24 protein-coding genes are annotated in these 23,406 nt (G+C 39.0%); 14 read left to right on the forward strand and 10 right to left on the reverse strand.

Annotated elements, in window-relative coordinates; translation table 11 throughout:
* The first annotated feature begins 23 nt into the window (after positions 1-23).
* Positions 24-731: a hydroxyacylglutathione hydrolase gene (gene gloB / locus A4G16_RS05085; RefSeq protein WP_165888972.1), complete on the forward strand. Its 708-nt coding sequence runs from the start codon at positions 24-26 to the stop codon at positions 729-731.
* Here the strand turns inward: gloB and phoR are convergent.
* From phoR to pstS, 6 genes are all read right to left on the reverse strand, one after another.
* Positions 728-1,999: a phosphate regulon sensor histidine kinase PhoR gene (gene phoR, locus A4G16_RS05090; RefSeq protein ID WP_165888973.1), complete on the reverse strand. Its 1,272-nt coding sequence runs from the start codon at positions 1,997-1,999 to the stop codon at positions 728-730. The genes gloB and phoR overlap by 4 nt on opposite strands.
* Positions 1,999-2,691, reverse strand: a complete 693-nt coding sequence (gene phoB / locus A4G16_RS05095; RefSeq protein WP_042803340.1) for a phosphate regulon transcriptional regulator PhoB — start codon at positions 2,689-2,691, stop codon at positions 1,999-2,001. The genes phoR and phoB overlap by 1 nt, the downstream gene beginning before the upstream one ends.
* Before the next feature lie 79 nt (positions 2,692-2,770).
* Entirely contained in the window at positions 2,771-3,535 is a 765-nt protein-coding gene (gene pstB, locus A4G16_RS05100) for a phosphate ABC transporter ATP-binding protein PstB (protein ID WP_237052397.1), read from the reverse strand.
* A 10-nt stretch (positions 3,536-3,545) separates the two neighbouring features.
* Positions 3,546-4,397: a phosphate ABC transporter permease PstA gene (gene pstA, locus A4G16_RS05105; protein WP_420704469.1), complete on the reverse strand. Its 852-nt coding sequence runs from the start codon at positions 4,395-4,397 to the stop codon at positions 3,546-3,548.
* A gap of 15 nt (positions 4,398-4,412) precedes the next feature.
* Entirely contained in the window at positions 4,413-5,366 is a 954-nt protein-coding gene (pstC, locus tag A4G16_RS05110; protein ID WP_420704465.1) for a phosphate ABC transporter permease subunit PstC, read from the reverse strand.
* Between the two features lie 71 nt (positions 5,367-5,437).
* Positions 5,438-6,448, reverse strand: coding sequence for a phosphate ABC transporter substrate-binding protein PstS (gene pstS, locus A4G16_RS05115; RefSeq protein ID WP_207951358.1), 1,011 nt, complete (start codon positions 6,446-6,448; stop codon positions 5,438-5,440).
* Between the two features lie 236 nt (positions 6,449-6,684).
* Between pstS and uppS the strand changes: the two genes are divergently transcribed.
* The 8 genes from uppS (at position 6,685) to lpxA (ending at position 15,270) form a co-directional block, all read left to right on the forward strand.
* Positions 6,685-7,398 carry a polyprenyl diphosphate synthase gene (gene uppS / locus A4G16_RS05120; RefSeq protein WP_165888977.1) on the forward strand — a complete coding sequence of 238 codons (714 nt, stop codon included), beginning with the start codon at positions 6,685-6,687 and terminating at the stop codon, positions 7,396-7,398.
* A gap of 26 nt (positions 7,399-7,424) precedes the next feature.
* Positions 7,425-8,294, forward strand: coding sequence for a phosphatidate cytidylyltransferase (locus A4G16_RS05125; protein WP_165888978.1), 870 nt, complete (start codon positions 7,425-7,427; stop codon positions 8,292-8,294).
* Positions 8,295-8,297: 3 nt separating this feature from the next.
* Complete coding sequence (rseP, locus tag A4G16_RS05130) at positions 8,298-9,611, forward strand: RIP metalloprotease RseP (protein WP_165888979.1); 1,314 nt, start codon at positions 8,298-8,300, stop codon at positions 9,609-9,611.
* A gap of 69 nt (positions 9,612-9,680) precedes the next feature.
* Complete coding sequence (gene bamA, locus A4G16_RS05135) at positions 9,681-12,056, forward strand: outer membrane protein assembly factor BamA (protein WP_165888980.1); 2,376 nt, start codon at positions 9,681-9,683, stop codon at positions 12,054-12,056.
* Positions 12,057-12,132: 76 nt separating this feature from the next.
* Positions 12,133-12,930, forward strand: coding sequence for an OmpH family outer membrane protein (locus tag A4G16_RS05140; RefSeq protein WP_165888981.1), 798 nt, complete (start codon positions 12,133-12,135; stop codon positions 12,928-12,930).
* Entirely contained in the window at positions 12,930-13,955 is a 1,026-nt protein-coding gene (gene lpxD / locus A4G16_RS05145; RefSeq protein WP_165888982.1) for a UDP-3-O-(3-hydroxymyristoyl)glucosamine N-acyltransferase, read from the forward strand. The genes A4G16_RS05140 and lpxD overlap by 1 nt, the downstream gene beginning before the upstream one ends.
* Positions 13,956-13,977: 22 nt before the next feature.
* Complete coding sequence (gene fabZ, locus A4G16_RS05150; RefSeq protein WP_420704466.1) at positions 13,978-14,445, forward strand: 3-hydroxyacyl-ACP dehydratase FabZ; 468 nt, start codon at positions 13,978-13,980, stop codon at positions 14,443-14,445.
* A 30-nt stretch (positions 14,446-14,475) separates the two neighbouring features.
* A complete protein-coding gene (lpxA, locus tag A4G16_RS05155; protein ID WP_027074435.1) occupies positions 14,476-15,270 on the forward strand; it encodes an acyl-ACP--UDP-N-acetylglucosamine O-acyltransferase in 795 nt (264 codons plus the stop codon).
* Positions 15,271-15,300: 30 nt separating this feature from the next.
* Here the strand turns inward: lpxA and mnmC are convergent, their stop codons facing one another.
* The 3 genes from mnmC to trpCF form a co-directional block, all read right to left on the reverse strand.
* Complete coding sequence (gene mnmC / locus A4G16_RS05160; RefSeq protein ID WP_165889905.1) at positions 15,301-17,304, reverse strand: bifunctional tRNA (5-methylaminomethyl-2-thiouridine)(34)-methyltransferase MnmD/FAD-dependent 5-carboxymethylaminomethyl-2-thiouridine(34) oxidoreductase MnmC; 2,004 nt, start codon at positions 17,302-17,304, stop codon at positions 15,301-15,303.
* Between the two features lie 66 nt (positions 17,305-17,370).
* Complete coding sequence (locus A4G16_RS11015; RefSeq protein WP_257793002.1) at positions 17,371-17,505, reverse strand: hypothetical protein; 135 nt, start codon at positions 17,503-17,505, stop codon at positions 17,371-17,373.
* A 21-nt stretch (positions 17,506-17,526) separates the two neighbouring features.
* Positions 17,527-18,948, reverse strand: coding sequence for a bifunctional indole-3-glycerol-phosphate synthase TrpC/phosphoribosylanthranilate isomerase TrpF (gene trpCF / locus A4G16_RS05165; RefSeq protein ID WP_165888983.1), 1,422 nt, complete (start codon positions 18,946-18,948; stop codon positions 17,527-17,529).
* Between the two features lie 101 nt (positions 18,949-19,049).
* Between trpCF and A4G16_RS05170 the strand changes: the two genes are divergently transcribed.
* From A4G16_RS05170 to A4G16_RS05185, 4 genes are all read left to right on the forward strand, one after another.
* Positions 19,050-19,361 (forward strand): YqcC family protein, encoded by a 312-nt coding sequence (locus A4G16_RS05170; protein ID WP_165888984.1) that lies wholly within the window; start codon positions 19,050-19,052, stop codon positions 19,359-19,361.
* 211 nt (positions 19,362-19,572) lie between these two features.
* Positions 19,573-20,301 (forward strand): tRNA pseudouridine(65) synthase TruC, encoded by a 729-nt coding sequence (gene truC, locus A4G16_RS05175; RefSeq protein WP_165888985.1) that lies wholly within the window; start codon positions 19,573-19,575, stop codon positions 20,299-20,301.
* Positions 20,302-20,318: 17 nt separating this feature from the next.
* Positions 20,319-20,480 (forward strand): YoaH family protein, encoded by a 162-nt coding sequence (locus A4G16_RS05180; RefSeq protein ID WP_080686597.1) that lies wholly within the window; start codon positions 20,319-20,321, stop codon positions 20,478-20,480.
* Positions 20,473-20,949, forward strand: a complete 477-nt coding sequence (locus A4G16_RS05185) for a hypothetical protein (protein WP_165888986.1) — start codon at positions 20,473-20,475, stop codon at positions 20,947-20,949. The genes A4G16_RS05180 and A4G16_RS05185 overlap by 8 nt, the downstream gene beginning before the upstream one ends.
* Before the next feature lie 34 nt (positions 20,950-20,983).
* On the opposite strand, the gene A4G16_RS05190 is transcribed toward A4G16_RS05185, so the two are convergent.
* Positions 20,984-21,835: an inorganic triphosphatase gene (locus tag A4G16_RS05190; protein WP_165888987.1), complete on the reverse strand. Its 852-nt coding sequence runs from the start codon at positions 21,833-21,835 to the stop codon at positions 20,984-20,986.
* A 60-nt stretch (positions 21,836-21,895) separates the two neighbouring features.
* Here A4G16_RS05190 and A4G16_RS05195 point away from each other — a divergent pair, with 60 nt between their 5' ends.
* Complete coding sequence (locus A4G16_RS05195; protein ID WP_165888988.1) at positions 21,896-23,305, forward strand: YcjX family protein; 1,410 nt, start codon at positions 21,896-21,898, stop codon at positions 23,303-23,305.
* The last annotated feature ends 101 nt before the right edge of the window (positions 23,306-23,406 follow it).

A 23,406-nucleotide genomic window follows, 5' to 3' on the forward strand; every position in this document is an offset into this window, starting at 1 on the left:
CTCTCTTTTATCAGGAGAATGTTATGCTTCGGATTATCCCTATTCCCGCCCTGTCTGATAATTACATTTGGGCGATTATCCAACACCAAGATTTGATTATTGTCGATCCTTCAGAAGCTAAACCTGTATTGGATTTTATCGCAAAAAATTCGTTAAATTTGACCGCTTGTTTGTTGACCCATAACCACCACGATCACACCGATGGCGTTCCAGAGATCCTGCAACATTACCCTAACTTGCCTGTTTACGGACCGGCAGAAGTAGCGGAATTTGCCAATAACATTGTTGCCCCAAACGAGAGCTTCAAGCTGTTTAGCTATGAAGTAAAGGTGATGGAAAGTGCTGGCCACACTGCGGGACATATCAGTTATTTGTTCGGTTACGATTATCTGTTTTGTGGAGACTCACTTTTTTCTGGTGGCTGCGGTCGGGTATTTACCGGCGATCATCAAGCCCAATTTGAAGCCCTGCAACGCTTTAAAGCCTTACCTGATTCGGTAAAAGTCTATCCTGCTCACGAATATACCCAAAGCAACTTGAAATTTGCAACCGCCGTTCTGCCGCAAAGCTGTGCATTAAGCGAATATCAGGATTATGTTGAGATTCTTCGCTCCCAACATAAACCGACCTTGCCTACTACAATCGGGCAAGAGATGAAGGTAAACCCCTTTATGCAAGCGGTCGATTTAGCTGAATTTATTGCACTTCGCCAACAAAAGGACAATTTTTAATCATTAGAGATTAGACTTTGGTTTAATATAAAAGAAAAGCAGCTGCCTTCTCCTTCTTGGCTGGTGATGATTAAATTAGCATTGTGTTGTTCTAATGCGTGTTTAACAATCGCTAGCCCTAAGCCACTGCCGCCAGTTTTTTTACTGCGAGATTCATCCACCCGATAAAAACGTTCGGTTAAATGCGGCAGGTGAATGTCGGGAATCCCGATACCATTATCTTTTACACTAAATTCCATTCCTTGTTCGCAAGGTTGCCAGTGAATTTCGATTCGGCACTCTTTGCCTGAATGTTTAATTGCATTATAAATTAAGTTAGATACCACACTATGCAGTTGATCTTGGTTGCCCCATATCTCAATATTAGGGATAACATTAAAACTAATTTGGTGATTATAAGTATTTAAAATTTCAGCTTCTGTTTGTAGTGATAATATCATCGCTGACATATTAAATAGTTTGTGTTCTTTATTCGATGAGGTCTCAATTTTTGCCAATAAGTTGAGCTGTTCTAATAAATGTGTCATTCGAAAGCTCTGTTCTTGCATGGCTTTTATCGCTTTTTGTTGCAACACAGTTTGTTTGGGACTATCTTCAAGTATTTCTAGATAGCCTTGTAATATCGTAAGCGGAGTTCTTAATTCGTGATTAATATTACTTAAAAAGGTTTGGCGTGAACGTAGTAATTTAATCATTTCGGTAATATCACGCCCAATAATTAATAAGGTTTGCGGATCGTATTGATGGATATGAATTTCAATATAACGTTTATTATATGTAAATAATACAAGTGGTCGATTCTTTTTTCTCTGTGCAAAATAATGTTTAAATTGCTTATAAAAAATAATATTGAAAATATTTTTTTGAATCTTTTTATGCCAATAAAAATCAAACATCCTTTGCGCTACTTGGTTACACCAAGATATTTCGCCATCTGCCTGACAAATAATAATCGCATCAGGAAGAACTTGAATATTTTTATTTAATTTAGAAAGTAAGCGTAAATTTTCGAGCTTCTCTTTTTTATTTTTATTTCGATAATAAGAAATAGTTTGCGAAAAGCTCTCTAAATTCATGAGTTCAGTTACCTTATCTGTTTTGGGATTTAGCATTTGCAAGAGCTTATACTCAGTAACATGATGCCAGATCAACAGTCCAAGCAAAATAACAATAAGCCAAGTTGAAAAAGCTAAGCCAAATAAACTAAATATGAATGCGGTAACCACAGCAGCTATCAGTTCTAACAAAAAATTAAGTAATTTTTTCATTATCCCTCCGAGAGATAGGTAGAAAAGCAGTAACCGCTTCCTCGAACAGTTTGCAAATAGATCTCGCAATGAAACGGCTCAAGACTTCGGCGTAGGCGGCGAATATAACTATCTACCGTGCGGTCTTCCACCTCTAAATCATCACCCCAAATATGGTTGAGTAGCTGTTCTCGGGAATAGACCTTTTCCGGATTTTTCATAAAGAAGTGAAGTAGCTTAAATTCGGTATGGCTTAAATGAATTTGTTCTTGCTGATAAAACACCCGCTGAGTATTTTCATCCAAGCTAAGTTGATTGATTTGAATGAGTTGCGAGTTTTGCTCGTAAATACGTCGCCAAACAGCCTCAATACGGGCAAGTAGTACTTTAGGCGAGAAAGGTTTAACTACATAATCATCAGCACCAGCATTTAGGCTGGTAATACAATCTTCCTCAGCACTACGGGCAGTGAGCATAATAATCGGAATTTGTGAGGTTTCCTCCTGCTTTTTAAGATACTGAATAAGTTGTATGCCGGAACGCCCCGGCAACATCCAGTCCAGCAAGATGAGTTGTGGGTTTTCTTTTAATTTATTAACCGCACTTTGGTAATCTTCCGCTTCCAATACTTGATAATCGTGCTGCATTAGAAACAGGCAGATCATTTCCCGAATACCGCGTTCATCTTCGACCACTAAAATACGTTTTGTCATTTTCAAATCCTTCTTGCAAATTTTTCTGAAAAATAGACCGCTTGCTCCAGATTTTATCGACTCAAAGTGCGGTTGGAATTTACCCCATTTTACCTAAAATATAATCGGCGGTACGAGGAACTTTCGGCTCGTTGAAAATTTGTTTAGTTTCACCAAACTCCACTAATTCGCCCAAATACATAAAGGCGGTGTAATCAGAACAACGTGCCGCTTGTTGCATATTGTGGGTAACCATTGCCAATGTATAGTCTTGTTTTAGCTCGGTAATGAGTTCTTCAATTTTCATGGTAGAAATCGGATCTAACGCCGAGCAAGGCTCATCCAACAACAAAACATCTGGTTTCACCGCAATAGCTCGAGCAATACACAAGCGTTGCTGTTGCCCGCCCGATAAGCTATCACCGCTTTGGCGTAATTTATCTTTCACTTCATTCCAAAGTGCCGCTTTGGTTAATGCCCATTCTACCCGATCATTTAATTCCGCTTTTGGCAGCTTTTCAAACAAACGGATCCCAAAGGCAATATTATCATAAATCGACATTGGGAATGGGGTCGGTTTTTGGAAAACCATACCCACTTTCGCCCGCAATAATGCCACATCAGTGTGAGTGGTGAGTAAATTTTCACCGTCTAAATTGATTTCCCCCGTTGCTCTTTGGTTCGGGTAGAGTTCAAACATTCGGTTAAAAGTACGTAATAAGCTTGATTTACCGCAGCCTGATGGCCCGATAAATGCCGTCACTTTGTTTTTGGCAATAGTTAAGTTAATGTTTTTTAACGCGTGAAAATCACCATAATAAAAATTCAGATTATTTACCGCAATTTTAATATTCGCATTCATCATAAAAATCCTTTTATTTCTGTTTTGGTTGTAAGAAGAAACGGCTCAGTACATTAATACATAGTACAAATAAGGTGATTAAAATCGCCCCCGCCCAAGCTAAATTATTCCAATCGGTAAATGGACTTGCAGCATATTGATAAATCACCACCGGCAAATTCGCTATTGGTGTATTCATATCCCAAGACATAAATTGGTTGGATAACGCCGTGAATAAGAGCGGTGCAGTTTCACCTGCAATGCGGGCAACAGCTAATAATACGCCGGTTAAAATTCCCGATTTTGCCGCTCGATAACAAATCATTACAATCATTCGCCATTGCGGGCAACCCAAAGCAATCGCCGCTTCTCGCAAGTTATTGGGAATGAGGTTCAGCATGCTGTCGGTGGTTCGCACCACAATCGGGATCATCAAAACAGCCAAAGCTAAAGAACCTGCCCAGCCGGAAAAATGCCCGACTTTGGAAACATAAATAGTGTAAATAAACAAACCGATAATAATAGAGGGTGCGGAAAGTAAAATATCGTTTAAAAAACGAGTCACTTTGGCAAAACGGCTGTAATGCCCATATTCCGCCAAGTAGGTTCCTGCCAACACACCGATAGGTGTACCAATTAACGTACCTAAACCCACCATTAATAATGAGCCGACAATGGCATTAATCAAACCACCTTTTTCGTTCGGAGCCGGCGTTTCCATTGTAAAAAGATCCAATGATAGCGCCGGAATCCCACGGCTAATCAGCGAAAATAAAATCCAGCACAGCCAAAACAAGCCAAACACAACAGCCACATACGCCAAGCCAAGCATTATTTTGTTGCAACATTTACGCCAGTAAAAACGTGAGTTATCTAAATTTTTCATCATCGTTTTCCTTCTTTACTTCTTCCCTTCTTTTTTCTGCATTCTCAAAATCAATAAACGAGAAATAGCTAACACTACGGTTGTAATTAAAAACAGTAATAAGCCTAATTCAATGAGTGCCGCTTTTTGTAATCCTGCTGCCTCATTAAATTCATTGGCAATTGCTGAAGAAATTGAGGTAGATGGAGAGAATAGTGAGTCTGGCAGCTGGAAGGCATTACCAATCACAAAAGTTACCGCCATTGTTTCGCCTAATGCACGACCGAAGCCCAACATAATGCTGCCGATAAGTCCTGTTTTGGTATAAGGCAACACTACTTTCCATAACACTTCCCAACGGGTTGAGCCTAAACCATAAGCACTTTCTTTCAACATCGGCGGCACAATGCTAAAGACATCACGCATCATTGAAGCAATAAATGGAATTACCATAATTGCTAATACCAAGCCTGCGGTAAATAAACCGATACCAAACGGGGCTCCGGCAAAAAAGTATTCCAAAATCGGTAAATCGCCTAAACTTTCAATCAGCGTAGGCTGAATATATTCTTGAAATAGCGGCACAAAAACGAATAAGCCCCACATACCATAGATAACAGATGGAATCGCTGCCAACATTTCAATAGCGATCCCAATCGGGCGTTTTAACCATTCTGGGGCAAGCTCGGTAATAAAAACCGCAATCCCAAAAGAGATCGGTACGGCAATGAGCAAAGCTAAGAAAGAAGTAATCAGTGTGCCGATAATCGGTACTAATGCTCCGTACTGATTCTGTACAGGATCCCAATTCTCACTCCATAAAAAACTCACGCCAAAATGCTGAATGCTTTGCCAACTTTCCAGCATCAACGCAATCAAAATGGCAGCCAGTAATATGAACACGCACCAAGCAAAACAAGCGGTCATATATTTGAAAAAAAGTTCAAATCGTTTTTGATTTAAACATTGTGTCGTTTTAAGCATAGTCATTCCTTGCTTAGCTTGTTATTAATCAGCAACCACTCGCCTACAAGCGGTCGCTTTTTCAATGATTTTTGCAACTATTTTGGTAATTCACTCTGCCACTTAGCTTGAATGTTTTTCACCACATCACTTGGAATTGGTACATAATCCAATTCAGTCGCTGCCTCTTGACCTTTAGCAAACGCCCAGTCAAAGAACTTCAACACATTTTGTGTGTTTTCAGGCTTGTTGCTTTGCTTGTTGAGCAAAATAAAACTTGCGGCAGTAATCGGCCAAGATTGCTCACCGGCTTCGTTGGTTAGAACAACACCCATGCCCGCTGCTTCGTTCCATTTGGCATTGCTTGCCGCTGCCATAAAGCTCTCTTTAGTTGGCTGAACAAATTTGCCGCTTTGATTTTGTAAGGCTGTCCAAGCTAGGTTATTTTGTTTCGCATAAGCATATTCCACATAGCCGATGGAATATTTCATTTGACGAACGTAGGCTGCAATACCTTCATTGCCTTTTCCGCCTTGCCCTACCGGCCATTTCACCGCTTTGCCTTCACCCACTTTCATTTTCCAATCAGAAGAGACTTTAGATAAATAGTTAGTGAAGCCAAAGGTAGTACCCGAACCATCTGAACGATGAATCACGAGAATTTTTTTGTCGGGTAAATTTAATGATGGGTTTAATTTTTGAATGGCAACATCATTCCATTGAGCAATGTTACCGAGATAGATTTGCGCTAATAATTCTCCGGATAATTTTAATTCACCTGCTTTAATACCCGGTACATTAATCACCGGAACTGTTGCTCCAATAATAGCAGGGAATTGTAATAATTGATGTTGTTGCAAAAGTTCTGCCTTCATTGGGTCATCTGACGCACCAAAATCTACTGTTTGTGCAATAATTTGTTGCTGTCCGCCACCTGAACCGATGGATTGATAATTCACTTTATTACCGGTTTCTTTTTCATATAACGATGCCCACTTCGCATAAATCGGGTAAGGAAATGATGCTCCGGCGCCTGTAATGGTGTGTGCTTGTGAAAATGAAGCTACTGCAGTAACCAGAGAGCCTAATAAGATCGTTTTTTTAGTCATACGCATTAGCATAGTTAATTCTCCTTAAATTGAATTGAGTTGCTGTTGCGTGACTAAGTGTAGAAAAGAATTATGACAGTTTGATGACAATTTATAGTATTTTTCAATTTGATATTTATTGAGTTGGGTTATATTTCCAAGATAAAACTTTTCAAATATTGCTTGCCAATTCCACTATGACTCATCCTGTGGTATAGTTATGCCTATTTTATTTATCTATTTAGCGAGTAAATTCTGTGAACTTTGATCCTCAAAATATGCCCCGACACGTCGCAATTATTATGGATGGCAATGGTCGTTGGGCTAAGCAGAAAGGGAAATTACGCATTTTTGGTCATCAAAACGGTGTGAAAGCGGTTCGTTCTGCGGTAAGTTTTGCAGCTAAACATCAAATTAAAGTGCTTACACTTTATGCTTTCAGTAGTGAAAACTGGAGCAGACCGGAAACTGAAGTCTCAGCCTTAATGTCGCTTTTTATGCGAGCATTGGATTCTGAGGTGAAAAAATTACATAAAAACAATATTCGTTTGAATATTATTGGCGATAAATCTGCCTTTAGTGAAAACTTACAAAAACGTATTGCGGAATCGGAAAAATTAACCGAAAACAATACAGGATTAATTTTAAATATTGCTGCAAACTATGGCGGTTATTGGGATATTGTTCAAGCAGCTCAAAAAGTTGCTGCTCAAGTAAAGGACAATCAATTGGCTATTGAACAAATTACTCCAGAATTATTTCAACAGCAATTATCCACAGAAAATCAGCCTGAAGTGGATTTATTAATTCGTACCAGTGGCGAGCAGCGAATCAGCAATTTTTTATTATGGCAGATTGCTTATGCTGAGCTATTTTTTACGCCCGTATTATGGCCCGATTTTGATGATGAAACCTTTAGTCAAGCAATTTTGTCTTACCAACAACGTGAACGCCGTTTTGGTAGCTGTTAGTTCAAATAAAAGGAAATAAAATTAAGATGTTAAAAGAACGTGTACTTTCAGCAATTTTAATGATTTTTGCCGTTTTGGCTGCTATTTTTTGGCTTTCGCCTCTTCCACTTACATTAGTATTAGCTGCCATTATTGTTGCCGCAATGTGGGAATGGGCACAATTTGCAGGTATTAAACGCCCGGTTCCTCGAGCAATAGTCGCGATGGTAAGCATCTGTCTGTTACTCTTTCTTATTTTTGCTAATACAGACTACATTCGTGCAGCCCGTTTCTTAACTGATGAAACTACCCCTCTACTCTTTTTGGGCTGTATCTGGTGGTTTATCGCCTTGCTTCTTGTAGTTAGCTATCCGAAATCTGCCAATATTTGGGCAAAATCAGTCGTTGCCAAATTCCTATTTGGTTTCGCAACCCTGCTCCCTTTTTTAATTGGTGTTTTAGCATTACGCTTTTATAACTATTCGTTTAATCCATATCAAGGTACTTATTTATTCCTCTATGTTTGCTTATTAGTATGGGGAGCGGATTCCGGTGCCTATTTCTTCGGTCGAGCATTTGGTAAACGTAAATTAGCACCGAAAGTCTCTCCGGGTAAGTCTTGGGAAGGCGTTATAGGAGGATTATTTACATCCGGCATTATTGCCTTTGTTTTCTTACAACTTACCCCCAATAATGTTTTTGGTCGTGAATTATCAACCGTGCCATTTATTTTAGTTTCAGTGGCAACAGTCGCAATTTCCGTATTGGGCGATCTTGCTGAAAGTATGTTTAAACGTCAAGCAGGTATTAAAGACAGCAGTAACTTAATCCCGGGACATGGCGGTATTTTAGACCGTATTGATAGTTTAACTGCAGCTATTCCTTTTTTTGCAACGTTTTTCTTCTTTGTACTTTAAACTATGACTTCAACGATTGCTTTTTTTATTCTAATCTGTGTTCTGGTTTTTGTTCATGAATATGGACACTTCTGGGCTGCACGCCGATGTGGTGTGAAAGTTATTCGTTTTTCAATTGGTTTTGGCAAGGTTTTATTTAAAAAGAGAGATAAATACGGTACTGAATTTGCTTTTTCCTTGATTCCTCTAGGTGGCTATGTACAAATGTGGAATGGGGAAGAAGATATCATTGCCCCAGCAGAACAATCTTTAGCAAATAAATCAGTTTTGCAGCGTGCATTTATTATTTTTGCGGGACCTGCTGCTAATTTTATTTTTGCAATACTGGCCTATTGGACGGTATTCGCTTCCGGTATTCCAACCATTAAACCTGTGATCGGGGAAATTTTACCAAATAGTATCGCAGCAGAAGCTAAACTGATTCCCGAATTAGAAATTACTAAAATCGGCAATCAAAATATTCAAGATTGGGAAAGTGCCGGATTAGCATTGGTAGGGAATGTAGGTAATAAAAATGTCGTTTTAGAAGGAAGTTTAATTGACAGTAATGAAACACGCTCTTTCCAGCTAGACCTTTCCAATTGGAATGTAGATGGTGCAAAAGAAAATCCGTTAACAACTCTCGGTATTCGACCGAAAAGTGCTAAAGTTAGTGCTGAGATTAAACAAGTTGTTGATGCTTCCCCAGCCAGCAAAGCAGGGTTACAAAGTGGCGATCATATTCTTCTTGTGAATCAACAACCTTTTAATTGGCAAACATTAATTGAACTGGTACAAACAGGAAATTTACTTGAACTTCAAGTTGAACAAAAAGGAGAAATCAAAACTCTAATGCTTCAGCCTGAAAAACGAGATGAAAGATATATTATCGGTATTGTGCCAACATATGAAGCGCTTGCAGATAAATATCGTACCGAATTAAAATATGATATTCTTAGTGCATTTTACAAAAGTATTGAAAAAGTATGGTCTTTAATCCAAACCATACTTCAGTTTATCGGCAATTTAATTACCGGTGATTTATCAATTAAAAATTTAGGTGGTCCGATTTCAATGGCAAAAGGAGCAGGTGCTACAGCCGAAATCGGTTGGATTTACTACTTAAGTTTTATGGCTTTAATCAGTGTTAATCTAGGGGTAATGAACTTATTCCCTATATTACCTCTAGATGGTGGACAACTGGTTTTATTGGCAATTGAAGCTGTTCGAGGCAAAGCATTATCTGAAAAAGTACAGTTCAGATTTCAACAAATCGGTATTGCACTTGTAATCAGTTTAATGTTATTTGCCTTTGTAAATGATCTGATTCATTTTTAATAAGCAATCTGCGATGCAGATTGTAAACAATTTCGCAAACAACCTTGCAAACTCCATAGGATAATTTCAATGAAAAAATTATTACTTTCTTCGCTTTTAATTGCAAACGGTGTAGTTGCTGCACCTTTTGTTGTAAAAGATATTCGTGTTGAAGGTGTACAGCCGACAACCGGTGCAGCTATCATATCTTCCATTCCGGTAAGAGTCGGTCAAACTGCAACAGATACCGATGTATCTAATGTCGTTCGTCATTTATTCAACCAACAACGTTTTGCCGATGTACGTGCAAGCCGCGAGGGTAATACACTTGTTATTAAAGTGGCAGAAAAACCGATTATTGGCAAACTGGACATTGAAGGTAATAAAGCAGTTCCTAAAGATGCTTTAGAACAAAACTTAAAAGCAAATCTTATCAATCAAGGTGAAATTTTTGATGCAGCTAAATTAGAGGCTTTCAAACAAAGTTTACTTGACTATTACCGTTCTGCCGGACGTTATGAAGCAAAAATAGACACCGTTGTCACCAACAATAATGAGGGTGGCGTTAATGTAAAATTAGTGATTGATGAAGGTGAGGTTGCGAAAGCGAAGACAATCAAGTTTGAAGGTAATCAAGCTTTCTCTGAAAATGAGCTATTAGATCATTTATCTATCCAACCGGATGTATCATGGTGGAATATTTTTGAAAGTAGCAAATTTGAACAAACTGCTCACCAAAAAGATTTAGAAACATTAAGAGATTTCTATTTAAATCGTGGTTATGCAAAATTTGCGCTCCAAGATACTGATGTGCAATTCAATGATAATAAAACCGAAGTCTATTTAACCTATAAATTAAATGAAGGCTCACCATATCATGTCAGCGAAATGCGTATCGTTGGTAATACTGCTAATATGGATGCCGAAATGAATAAATTGCTCAAAGATTTTAAACCGGGGCAATTATTCCGTAAGTCCGACTTAACTCATATTGAAGAAGAAATTAAGCAAATTTTAGGTGACGCCGGCTACGGCTCTGCAAAAGTAGATATTTATCCGCAATTTAATGATGCCGAAAACAGCGTTAAAATTAGCTTCGTGGTTGATGCAGGCCGCCGCATCTATGTACGTAAAATTCGCTTTGAAGGTAACGATGTAACCGCAGACTCTACTCTACGCCGTGAAATGCGTCAGCAAGAAGGTGCGTGGCTTTCTACCAATAAAGTCTCTTTAGGTAAAGCTCGTCTAGAGAGAACTGGCTTCTATGAAAGCGTTGAAATGTCAATGCCAAATGTAGAAAATACAACAGACCAAGTAGATGTTGTTTATAAAATAAAAGAACGTAATACAGGTAGCATTAACTTTGGTATTGGTTACGGTACCGAAAGTGGTATCAGCTACCAAGCAGGAATCAAACAAGAAAACTTCTTAGGTATGGGTTCTACTATCAGCTTAAACGGTACCCGAAATGACTACGGTACAAGTGTAAACCTAGGCTATACCGAGCCTTACTTCACAAAAGATGGTGTAAGTTTAGGCGGTAACATCTTCTATGAAGATTATGATAATTCTAAAAATGACAATGTTGCTTCATATAAACGTCAAACCTATGGTGTTAACGGTACACTTGGTTTCCCGGTTAATGAAAACAACTCCTATTATTTAGGTTTAGGTTATACACATGACAAAATCAAAAATGCGTCACGTGAATACACTCGAGAAAAATATGTAAAATCAATGAATTTCGAGATTGATCCTAATACTAACTATTACAAAAAAATCAAAGCAGATGATTTTGATTTTTCATTAGGCTGGAACTATAACAACTTAAATAGAGGTTATTTCCCAACAGAAGGCTCAACTGCGAGCATTAATGGTAAAATTACGATTCCGGGTTCTGACAATAAGTATTACCGAGTCAGTGCTGATTTCAGAAATTACTTCCCGTTAAACCGCGAGCATAAATGGGTAATTTCAAGTAAGGCCGGTATTGCTTACACTAACGGGTTCGGCGGTAAAGAAGTGCCATTCTATCAGCTTTACTCAGCAGGCGGTATTGGCACATTAAGAGGATTTGCTTACGGTGCAATTGGACCTCAAGCTATTTATTATAAAGATGGTTCATTCAGCAATAGAAATGGCGATGTAATTGGTGGTAATGCTTTAGCGACAGCCAGCCTAGAATTAATTACGCCAACTCCATTTGTGAGTGAAAAATATCAACATCACGTCAGAACCTCTCTGTTTGTTGATGCGGCAAGTGCTTGGAATACCAAATGGAAAAAAGATGAATACCCAATGCTTCCTAACTACGGTGATTTCAAACGCGTTAGAGCCTCTGCAGGTATAGCATTCCAATGGATGTCTCCAATTGGTCCGCTTTCTTTCTCTTACGCGAAACCAATTCGTAAATATGAAGGTGATGAAATTGAGCAATTCCAATTTAACATTGGTAGCTCATTCTAGATTAATCATAGCGGTTAAATTGTAAAATTTTGCCAAAATTTAACCGCTTCTATTAAAGTTAAATTAAGGAAAAAACATGAAGAAACTATTTAAAATTGCAACGTTAACTGTCGCTTTAAGCACTGCAACAGGAATGGCAACTGCAGCTGACACGATCGGCTTTGTTGACCCTGCATATGTATTACAAAACCACCCGGTATTATTAGATGCCTCTGCAAAATTTGATAAATTCATGAAAGAAAGCCAAGTAAAATTTGCTGAAGAGGATAAAAAATTAGCAGAAGAAAATAAAACCTTAACCGCAGAACGAGACAAAATCAATGCGGATGCACAAAAGCTACAAAATGAACAAAAAGCGGTAGAAGCCTCTATCAAGAAAAAAGTAGCGGCATTAGAAAAAGAAGCCCCACGCTTACGCTCAAAAGAGATTCAAGCTCGTCAAACTGCTATCCAAAAAGAAGCAGATGCGTTCCAAAATAAAGTTTCTGCTATCCAAAAACGTGAAGCCGATTTCGCTAAAAAAGCAGAAGCGTTCCAAAAACGTGCTGATGAGTTCCAAAAGAAAATTGAACAAGCTAACAAAGAAAACGGTGGCGTAAATCCACAAGATGCGCAAAAACAAGCAGTAGACGAAGTTAATGCAACTATCAAAGAAATTGCAAAATCTAAAGGTTATACTTTAGTGCTTCAACCACAAGTAGCTTTATACGCTGAAGATGAAAGTAAAGATATCACCGAAGCAGTACTTGAAGCGATCGTAAAAAAACACCCTGAAATTAAAGTCGAGAAACCGGCACCTGAAGCACAACCTGCAACAGAAAAACCGGCTGAAGCAAAGGCGGAAGAATCTAAACCAGAAGAAGTGAAAAAATAATGGCAAATTTCCGTTTAATTGATTTGGCGGAGCATATCGGCGGTACTCTTAAGGGTAACGCCGATTTGGCTATTCAAAGTATTGCGGCTTTAGATAAAGCTGGCAGCTCGCAAATTACCTTTATTTCAAATGCAAAATATCGGGAAAATTTAACCGCTTGTAATGCAGCAGCCATTATTGTAAGCCCGGCTGATGTTGAATTTTGCCGTGAAGATCAGAATCTGATTATTGTAGATAATCCTTATGTAGCTTATGCTAAACTAGCACAATATATGGATTCTACTCCTAAAGCTGCAAACGGAATTCATCCGAATGCTGTTATTTCTCCGGATGCGAAATTAGGTAATAATGTCTCCATCGCTGCTAATGCTGTCATTGAAAGTGGTGTGGAATTAGGTGATGATGTTATTATCGGTGCAGGCTGCTTTGTTGGTAAAAACAGTAAAATTGGAGCAAGAACCCAACTTTGGGCAAATGTTTCTATATACCATAACGTGCAAATCGGTTCAGACTGTTTGATTCAATCTTCGGCAGTTATCGGTAGTGATGGTTTTGGTTACGCTAACGATAAAGGACAATGGATTAAAATACCACAAACAGGTGGTGTGATTATCGGTAATCGGGTGGAAATCGGCTCTTGTACCTGTATTGACCGCGGAGCATTAGATCCAACTGTAATCGAAGATAATGTTATTATTGATAATCTTTGCCAAATTGCACACAATGTTCACATCGGCTTTGGTACAGCTGTTGCCGGTGGTGTAATTATGGCAGGAAGTTTAAAAGTTGGTCGTTTCTGCCAAATTGGTGGTGCAAGTGTTATCAACGGACATATGGAAATCTGTGATGGAGCCATTATTACCGGTATGGGAATGGTGATGCGCCCAATTACAGAAAAAGGAATTTACTCATCAGGTATTCCATTACAAACCAATAAAGAATGGCGAAAAACAGCTGCTTTAGTAATGAATATTGATGAAATGAACAAACGCTTAAAATCGTTAGAAAAACGTTTTAACGATTAGTTTTTACTTAGAGGTCTTTAAAGTGACAGAAATTACAACCGAAAATCGTGAAGCAAGAATTATTGAAGTAACTGAAATTATGGGTATGTTACCTCACCGTTATCCATTCCTATTAGTAGATCGTGTAACAGACTACGAACCGGGGAAATGGCTAAAAGCAATCAAAAACGTGAGTTTTAATGAGCCTTGCTTTACGGGTCACTTCCCACATGCACCGATTTTCCCGGGTGTATTAATTCTTGAAGCGATGGCACAAGCGACCGGAGTATTAGCCGTTGCAACTTACGGAAAATTAAGTGAAGATGAGCTTTATTACTTTGCTGCTATTGATAATGCCCGTTTCAAACGTCCAGTTGTACCGGGAGACAGACTAGAACTTGAAGTTGAGTTTTTAAAAGAAGTACGTGGCATTACTAAATTTACCGGTAAAGCATTTGTTGATGGCAAATTAGTTTGCGAAGCAGACTTAATGTGTGCTCGTCGTAAATAATTCATTTCAGCCTAAGGGAGCAAGCAAGCTATGCGTCTAATTGATTCAACTGCTAAAATTAGCCCATTTGCTATTGTTGAAGATGGTGCTCAAATTGGTGCTCAAGTTGAGATCGGGCCATTTTCTGTGATTGGCAAAGATGTCAAAATTGGAGCAAAAACGAAAATTCACTCACATGTAGTGATCAACGGTGTAACTGAAATTGGTGAAGATAACCATATTTTCCAATTTGCCAGCATTGGTGAAATTAATCAAGATTTAAAATACCAAGGTGAGCCGACCAAAGTGGTGATCGGGAATCGTAACCGTATTCGTGAGAGTGTAACCATCCACCGCGGTACTGTCCAAGGTGGTGGAGTGACTAAAATCGGGGATGATAACTTATTTATGATCAATACCCACATTGCCCACGACTGCTCTATCGGTAATCGTTGTATTATTGCCAATAACGGTACCCTTGCAGGTCATGTAACGCTAGATGATTTCGTCATTGTTGGTGGTATGTCTGCCATCCACCAATTCGTAGTGGTAGGTTCACACGTTATGCTTGGCGGTGGCTCAATGGTTAGTCAAGATGTACCACCCTACGTAATGGCACAGGGCAACCACGCCCGCCCATTTGGTATTAACCTTGAAGGCTTAAAACGCAGAGGGTTTGATAAACCAACGCTCCATGCTATTCGTAAAGCCTACAAACTGATTTATTCTAGCGGTAAAACATTAGAAGAGTGCTTGACAGAAATTGAGCAACTTGCTGCTACCGAGCCGGCAGTTGCGATTTTCTTGCAATTTTTCAAACGCTCAACACGTGGTATTATCCGCTAAAACGAAACCCCGATTATCTCGGGGTTCTTTTTAATCAACGGTTGATCCTTTCAGTAATTTTCTTAGCCAAGTACGATTTGGGCTTAAGTTATGCCAAATATCTTCGCTTATTGGCACAGGCTCGTTAGCAATTAGGCTTGCCAGCAGTTCGCCTAATAATGGTGCTGTTGTTAAACCACGAGAAGCCAACCCATTGACCATATATAAATTTGCAAAAATTTCCGCATTTTCGACCGCTTGTTTTCGTCTTAATTGATTATACAAATTGGCATATTGTAATTTTTGCTGCTCAAAATGATGTACAATACCGACCATTGGCACACGGTCCCTCAGTGCAGCCCGGATACCAACTTTAGCTGAATGTTGAGATAAATCAATACCTTGTGTCCATTCACAAGCGGTCAAATTTTGCTGAAGTTTTGCCATATTTTCCTGATGCTCTTCCATACTAAAATGGGCTTCTGAATTATCACGCAAGTGGCTGGCTCCAATGCAATGGCTCCCTGCTTTCGACATAGGCGTTAGATAACCGTCATAGCAAATAACACATTTTAATTTTTGCAACCGGCTATTGGTTGGAATATGGCTTACCTGCCCTCGTACCGGATAGAGCGGAATGCCGTTTGCTTGATTAAATTCATTTAAGGTATGCCCATTTGCTAAGACCAGTGTTTGATGACAGAAAGTTTCGCCATGGGTAGTCCAATGCCATTTACCTTCATCAAAGGTTACATTTTCCACCTTGTGGTTTAATACAATCTTCAAGCCTCTTCTTGCTAATAAAGCAAAACCGGCACGCACAAATTGCACCGGCGATAACCATCCGCCTTGAGGAATAAATGCCCCACCGTTTGGTACCGTTAAACCTAATTTTTCGCTCAGTTCCTCTGCAGTACACAATTTTAACAGTGTGTCATCTGCTGTCTGCTCAGCCATTTTTTCTAATTTTTTCGCGGTTTTCTCATTATAGGCATACAGCACGACACCATTAAGATCATGCTCAAACTCAATCAAATTTTCTAATTGGGCTAATCGTTGCAAAGCATAATCAAAACTGTGGATATAAAAGCGCACATTGCGTTCATCATCATCGCTTAACTGCGGATAAATCGCCCCTTGTAAATTTCCCGAAGCATTCATTGCCAAAGCTTCATCTTGACAATAAAGCGTTACCTTTTTGCCTTTTTCCAATAAAGACAATGCCACAAAAAAGCTCGCCACTCCCCCACCAACAATGGCAATATCATTTTGCTCGCACTCATTTTTTCCATAAAAATAAGGATATTTGAGCGGGGCTATTACACTTTCCAGCGGTTTTTCGCCCCAAAGCATTTCCCGTTTTTTGCCAAATCCTTTTCGCTTATAAACATGAAATCCAGCCGCTTGCAAGCCTTTACGCACCGCACTTGCGGCAGTAAAAGTGGCAAAACTGCCGCCGTTACAACTTAAACGAAACATCTGCTGATACAAATTTTCGTTCCACATTTCAGGGTTTTTATCCGGTGAGAAGCCGTCTAAAAACCAAGCATCAATGCTATTGTTATAAAGATCGCCTAATTGAGGTAAATTATCCGCCATATCACCCAACCAAATATCCAGATAGATATGTTCAAAATGATAACGCTGACACCCAACTTGACGAGGCTGCCAGCAAGCGGTCAAAATTTGTGAATTTTTTGCAAATTGTGGGTAATTTTGATGAATGTGTTGCAATTGCGTCGCTGTTAAAGGGTATTTTTCAAAAGAAATAAAATAAAGACGTTGCAGGATACTATGCGGAAACTCAGCTCTAAATTGATGGAATTTCTCTGCCACCGCCAAAAAATTCAATCCGGTGCCAAAACCTGTTTCAGCAATAACAAAGGCTTCTCTTGGATGAGTTTGCCATTTTTCCCAAAGTTGATTTCCTTGTTGGAATACATAGTGGCTTTCTGCCAAGCCATCTTGGGTAGAAAAATAAATATCATCAAACTGCTCGGAAATCGGTGTATTAGTCCCATTAAAAGCAAGTGAAGCAAAAGTTAATTTAGTCATCATATCCCCAAAACAAAACACGGAAAACCTGAAGATTTTCCGTGTTTTAAATCAATAACATAAATATTAGAAAATATTATAGGCAATGAATACGATCATACCGAGAGCGCCTACAACTGTCATCATTGAATAACCAAAAGTTCCCATATTTAATCCTCGTTTATTATTAGTAAATGATTTATGCTGATACAATTCTAGCATAAAGTAATTCAATTTGAAAAACTAGGCTTGAATAATTTTCTCAAAACAAGCGGTCAATTTTGTCAAATCTTTTACACCTTTGGCACTTTCAACGCCGGAATTTAAATCCAGTCCTAAGCAACCTTGTGCTAACGCTGCTTCAATATTCTCTAGCTTGATTCCCCCCGCTAATAACGCTTTTTGCTTGAGTTGTGGAGGGATAAGTGACCAATCAAAGGTCTTGCCTGTGCCGCCTTGTTGTGAGCCACTTTTGCTGTCTAACACATAACGGCTTACTTTAGCATTATCATTAAAATCAAAAGTTTCAGCCTCAATATCTATCGATAGAGCTTTCCAGATCTGGATACTCTCGCCTAGTTTTTCAGAAAGCAACTCAATGTAAGACTCATCTTCCGAACCGTGTAATTGAACTGCAAATAAACCTAACTGTTTTGCAATTTTTTCGACAAATTCAACCGCTTGATCTTGGAAAACGCCCACATAACGCAGCGGTGCATTCACTACCAATTCCTGTGCTTGACGTAACGAAAGCTGGCGTGGTGAGCCTTCGGCAAAAATTAAACCACCATATAACGCCCCTTGTGCATAAGCAGCCTGAATATCTTGCACACGAGTCAAACCGCACACTTTATTTTCCCCGAAAATCACTGCACGCACTGCATTATCTAAATCCGTATTGCCCATCAAGCTACTGCCGATCAAAAAGGCGTGGGCGTAAGGTTTGATCTTCTTCACTTGATTATGATCGCTAATACCCGATTCGGAAATCAAACAAACATCGGACGGAATTTGGCTTTGATATTTTTCTACCAAGCGGGTAATCCGGTTCATATCAATGGTAAGAGTATGTAAATCGCGGTTATTCACGCCAATCACTTTCGCCCCCAACGCTAACGCCCGCTCAAATTCCGATTCGGTACTGGTTTCAGTCAACACACCCATACCGAGAGAATGTGCCAAGTCTGCCAGTTCACGGTAAGTTTCATCATCTACCACCGAAAGCATTAATAAAATCGCATCCGCATTATAAAAACGGGCAAGATAGACTTGATAGGATGAAATCATAAAATCTTTACACAAAATCGGCTGCGTAGTCTGGCGTTTAACTTGGTCAATATAGCGGAAATCTCCTTGGAAATATTGCTCATCAGTCAGCACTGAAATTGCAGCGGCATATTTTGAATAAATCTGTGCGATGGTATCTAAATTGAAATCCGAACGGATTAAACCTTTCGATGGCGAGGCTTTTTTGCATTCTAAAATATAGGCCGGTACTTGGTGAGTTCCTTTCGCTAATGCGGCATAAAAATCTCGATCGCTTTGGGTAATTTTTTGTTGAAATTCAGTTAACGGAAAATTTCGCTGTTTTTGTGCGACCCAAATGGCTTTATCTTGTACGATTTTTTGTAAAATAGTCGGTTGGCTATCTTTTATGTTTTGCATATAAATTCCTAGAGAGAAATAAGATTGAGTGGTAGAATCCGCTCTTTTAAACTAGCCATAGTTTTAACCCAAAAAACAAAATTTAACAAGACGAAACTAAGATGAAATCCCAAGTTAAACAATATTTATCTGATTTAGAAATTACGATGCGTTTACACCATCTTTGGGAAAGCACTCCCCCAAGCATTGAAGCGATGGCAAATCCACAACCTTTCTGTGTAGAAACCTTAAGCCCTACCCAATGGCTACAATGGATTTTTCTTCCAAGAATGCAAGCACTTTTAGATGCTAATGCCGAATTACCGCGTAACTTTGCGATAACGCCTTATTTGGAAGAAGCATTGAAAAATGAAGTGTATTTGCAAGCGATTTGTGGGCCTATATTAAAATTGGAAATGTTGCTGAAAGATTAATTTATCCCTCACTTCGCCAATTTATTCTGCCAAATCTCCCCTTCCCCTCTTTGCTAAAGAGGGAGATCATTCAGAGAAAATATTGAGTTTATCTGGCTACTTTAAAATTGATTTTAGAAAAATGAATTAATGGATTATGGGATCTAATTCCCCTCTTTAGCAAAGAGGGGTTAGAGGAGATTTGATAAATTACGCTTATACTTAACATATTATGACATTAGAGATTTTATACCACGATGATGAACTCATCGCTATTAACAAGCCCGCAGGTATGCTGGTACACCGTTCTTGGTTAGACAAACACGAAACGGTGTTTGCGATGCAAACCTTACGAGATCAAATCGGGCAACATGTTTTCCCCATTCATCGCTTAGACCGCCCTACCTCAGGCGTTCTGCTTTTTGCCTTAAACAGCGAAACTGCACGTTTAATGAGTGAGCAATTTGAGCAACATAAAGTACAGAAAAGCTATTTAGCCATTGTACGGGGATATTTACAAGGCGAAGCTCGCATTGATTATCCGCTAAAGGTGATTTTAGATAAAATCGCAGATAAATTTTCGCAAGAAAAAGAGGCTCAAGAAGCAATTACCGATTATAAAGGCTTAGCTACCGTTGAAATGCCTTATGCGGCAGGAAAACATCAAACCGCTCGTTATAGCTTGGTGAAACTATTTCCAAAAACAGGTAGAAAGCACCAACTTCGCCGCCATCTTAAACACTTGTTTCACCCGATTATAGGGGATTCAAAATACGGAGACTTGCACCAAAATCGGGCTTTATCAGAAAAAGCGAATGTCAATCGCTTGATGTTGCACGCATACAGTTTGCACTTTCAGCACCCAAAAACTTTGCAAAAAATTGAGATAATCGCACCGCTTGATGAGCAATGGCAGCGACTCTTTACATTTTTTGACTGGAACTTTACGCAATACTATTAGACAAACACGAGGATTGTATGGATAATTCACTTCTATCACTCACGCACGAACAGCAACAAGCTGCTGTGGAAGAAATTCAAAAACTGATGGCAGAAGGTGTAAGTGCCGGAGAAGCAATTCAGCTTATCGCCAATAAATTACGCCAACAGTATCAAACCCCGGAGACAAAAAATGAATAAATTATGGATAGCACTTACCTTATCACTTGCAGCTAATTACAGTACTGCTGCAGCAGAAAAAAAAGTAACCGAGCCTAAGCCGTTTGAGGGTAAACCGAGTGTTGTATTACAAGTTTTCGATATTAGTAGTCAAATTGCCAGACCAATTACCGGTAATACACTTTCTATCAGCAAAAAACAGAGTAGACTATGTTGGAGTAGCGTCAATCTTCCTGTACAAAATAAAGCTATGGTAGTTGAAGCTTTCTATGCACCTAATACCCTAACTTTAGTTTCACCAGGCTCAAAAATTGATTCATCTCCAGATAAAAAGAATCACACTATTGTGACTGAAATCAATAATATGGGAAACCAAAACGTAAACCGCTGCTGGGGTTTTGATAAAACTGACCCAATCGGTAAATATAAAATGGAAATTCAAATTAATGACTACATTTTTAAAGGTCTAGAATTTGAAATTGTAAAATAAGAAAAAGCCACAGACATCAATCTGTGGCTTTATGCTAAATTATGGTTTTTAAATCCGCCAAACCAGAAATCAGGTAATTTTTACTTTTTACCCATTCTCTAGCATGCTTCCAAGAGATTAAATTTTGATGAGTACATTGATTAAAACGTTCAATAACATCTGCTTTTTCATCCGCTATACGAATAAAATCAGCCAATAATTGTTCTAATTTCTTGCTATTCTCACCTTGTAAGGCTTTTGCAATTTCTTGTTCAAATTTAACCGCTTGTCCACTCAAATAGCCACGCTGTGCTTTGCTTAAATTACTTAGCCACATACCATCTGCTTTTGGTATTGCCTCCACCAAAGCAAAAAGATCAGCCAGTTCACCTTGTTTGATTTCAAACTCCAGTTCACAAATAGGCTCTTGTGAGAATTGATTTTTGATTAATCCTTGATCGAGAGCAACTTCAATTTGAGATGCGCCCACTTGGAATAACCAAGTTTGACGAGTGAAATCGGTACTAAAAATCGCTTGTAAGTTCTGTGCAATTTCATCAGCACTCTCAAACGGTAAATCAAACTTTTCAACCAACGCCAGAAAATCAGGCTGATTATTGGGCAAAGGCAAATTATATTCCGGGCGAATATGCAAGCCCCCCACAATATTTCCTTTAGTTTTTAGCGTTATCTCAAATTCACGATTTTGCGCTCGCACACGCAACCCCATTTTCTGCGAAGCAAAAAACAGCTTCGGTGTATCATAGTAAGTATTACCGAGCAAATCGCACCTATGAGAAAGGCACGGAAAGTCAGTTGCCGTTTTCAGCCAATTTTTAATTAAGGGTACATTTTGCTGATCCAGCATGATTTTTAGCTCAATTTCAGCTTGATTTTGGTTTTTCATTTCACACCACATCACAACGTTGTATAATCAAGCGGTTATTTTATCAATAAATTTTGCAAAATGTTTTCTAAAATTCAACATAAACTCAATAACTTTGTCCAACGTGGGCTAGACAACCACTTACGCCTTGCGGTAACAGGTTTAAGCCGCAGTGGTAAAACTGCTTTTATTACCAGTTTTGTCGATCAACTTCTGCATATCAACAAAAACGGTAACCCACATTTAAATCTGTTTGCCCCTGCCAGACAAGGACAAATTCTCTCTGTCAAACGTATTGAGCAAGGTGATCTGACTATTCCTCGATTTGAATATGACAAAAACCGCCAATGTTTAGAAACACAACCGCCACGCTGGCCGGATTCCACCACAGGTATTAGCGAAATTCGCCTTGCGATTCGCTACCAACGCCAACATTCTATACTTCGTCACATTAAAGAAACCGGTACGCTTTATTTAGATATTTTTGACTATCCCGGAGAATGGCTGCTTGATTTACCACTGCTTTCACTCTCATTTAAAGAATGGTCTCAAACCCAACAAACCGTGCATAAAGAGGAGCGTGCAGAGCTTGCTCAACCGTGGCTACAAGCGGTCAAAAATCTCGATCTTTTTGCAAAAGCCGATGAAAATCAACTTGCCGAACTCAGCCAAACCTACACCAACTATTTGCTTGAATGCAAAGCTCGAGGAATGCAATACATTCAACCGGGTCGTTTTGTGCTACCAACCGAACATGCCAAAGGGGCACCGGTATTCCAATTTTTTCCGCTGCTGAATTTAAGCGAATCGGAATGGGAAAAATTAGAACAAAGTGATCAAAACAGCACATTCCACACCCTGAAAAAACGCTATCAACATTATCAGCAAAAAATTGTGAAACCTTTTTATGAAGACTACTTTTCTCAATTTGATCGACAAGTGATTCTTGCCGATTGCCTAACCCCATTAAACTATGGCTATCATGAATTTATGGAAATGAAACTAGGCTTACAGCAGCTTTTCAAACATTTTCATTACGGCAATCGTTCGCTGTTCCACCGCCTGTTTTCATCCAATATAGATAAACTGCTCTTTATTGCAACCAAAGCAGACCATATCACCAGCGATCAACTCCCGAATTTGGAAAGTCTGATGCGACAATTAGTACAAGAAGGCGGTCTCTTTGCCGAATTTGATGGTATCGAAACCGGCTATTTAGCTATTTCCGCCATTCAATCAACAGATGCAGTGAACGTGACTCAAAATGGTAAAACAATCAAAGCGATCCGAGGTATTCGTTCCAGCGATAAAAAACAAGTTACTCTCTACCCCGGCTCAGTACCAAGCCGCTTACCGGATAAAAACTACTGGCAATTTAACCGTTTCGAGTTCGACCAATTTGAACCTAAACCGTTGGAATTTAATCAATCTATTCCCCATTTACGCATGGATTCGGTCTTACAATTTTTATTGGCAGATCGATTTGAATAGCATTTTTAGATAGCAAGCGGTGCAGTTTTGCTAAAAATTTGCAAATCTTTCGCTAAAATCAACCGCTTGCAGTGGTTTTGTGGTTCACTGTTCAAACGGTT

The organism is Mannheimia granulomatis, assembly GCF_011455695.1.
Taxonomy (GTDB): domain Bacteria; phylum Pseudomonadota; class Gammaproteobacteria; order Enterobacterales; family Pasteurellaceae; genus Mannheimia; species Mannheimia granulomatis_A.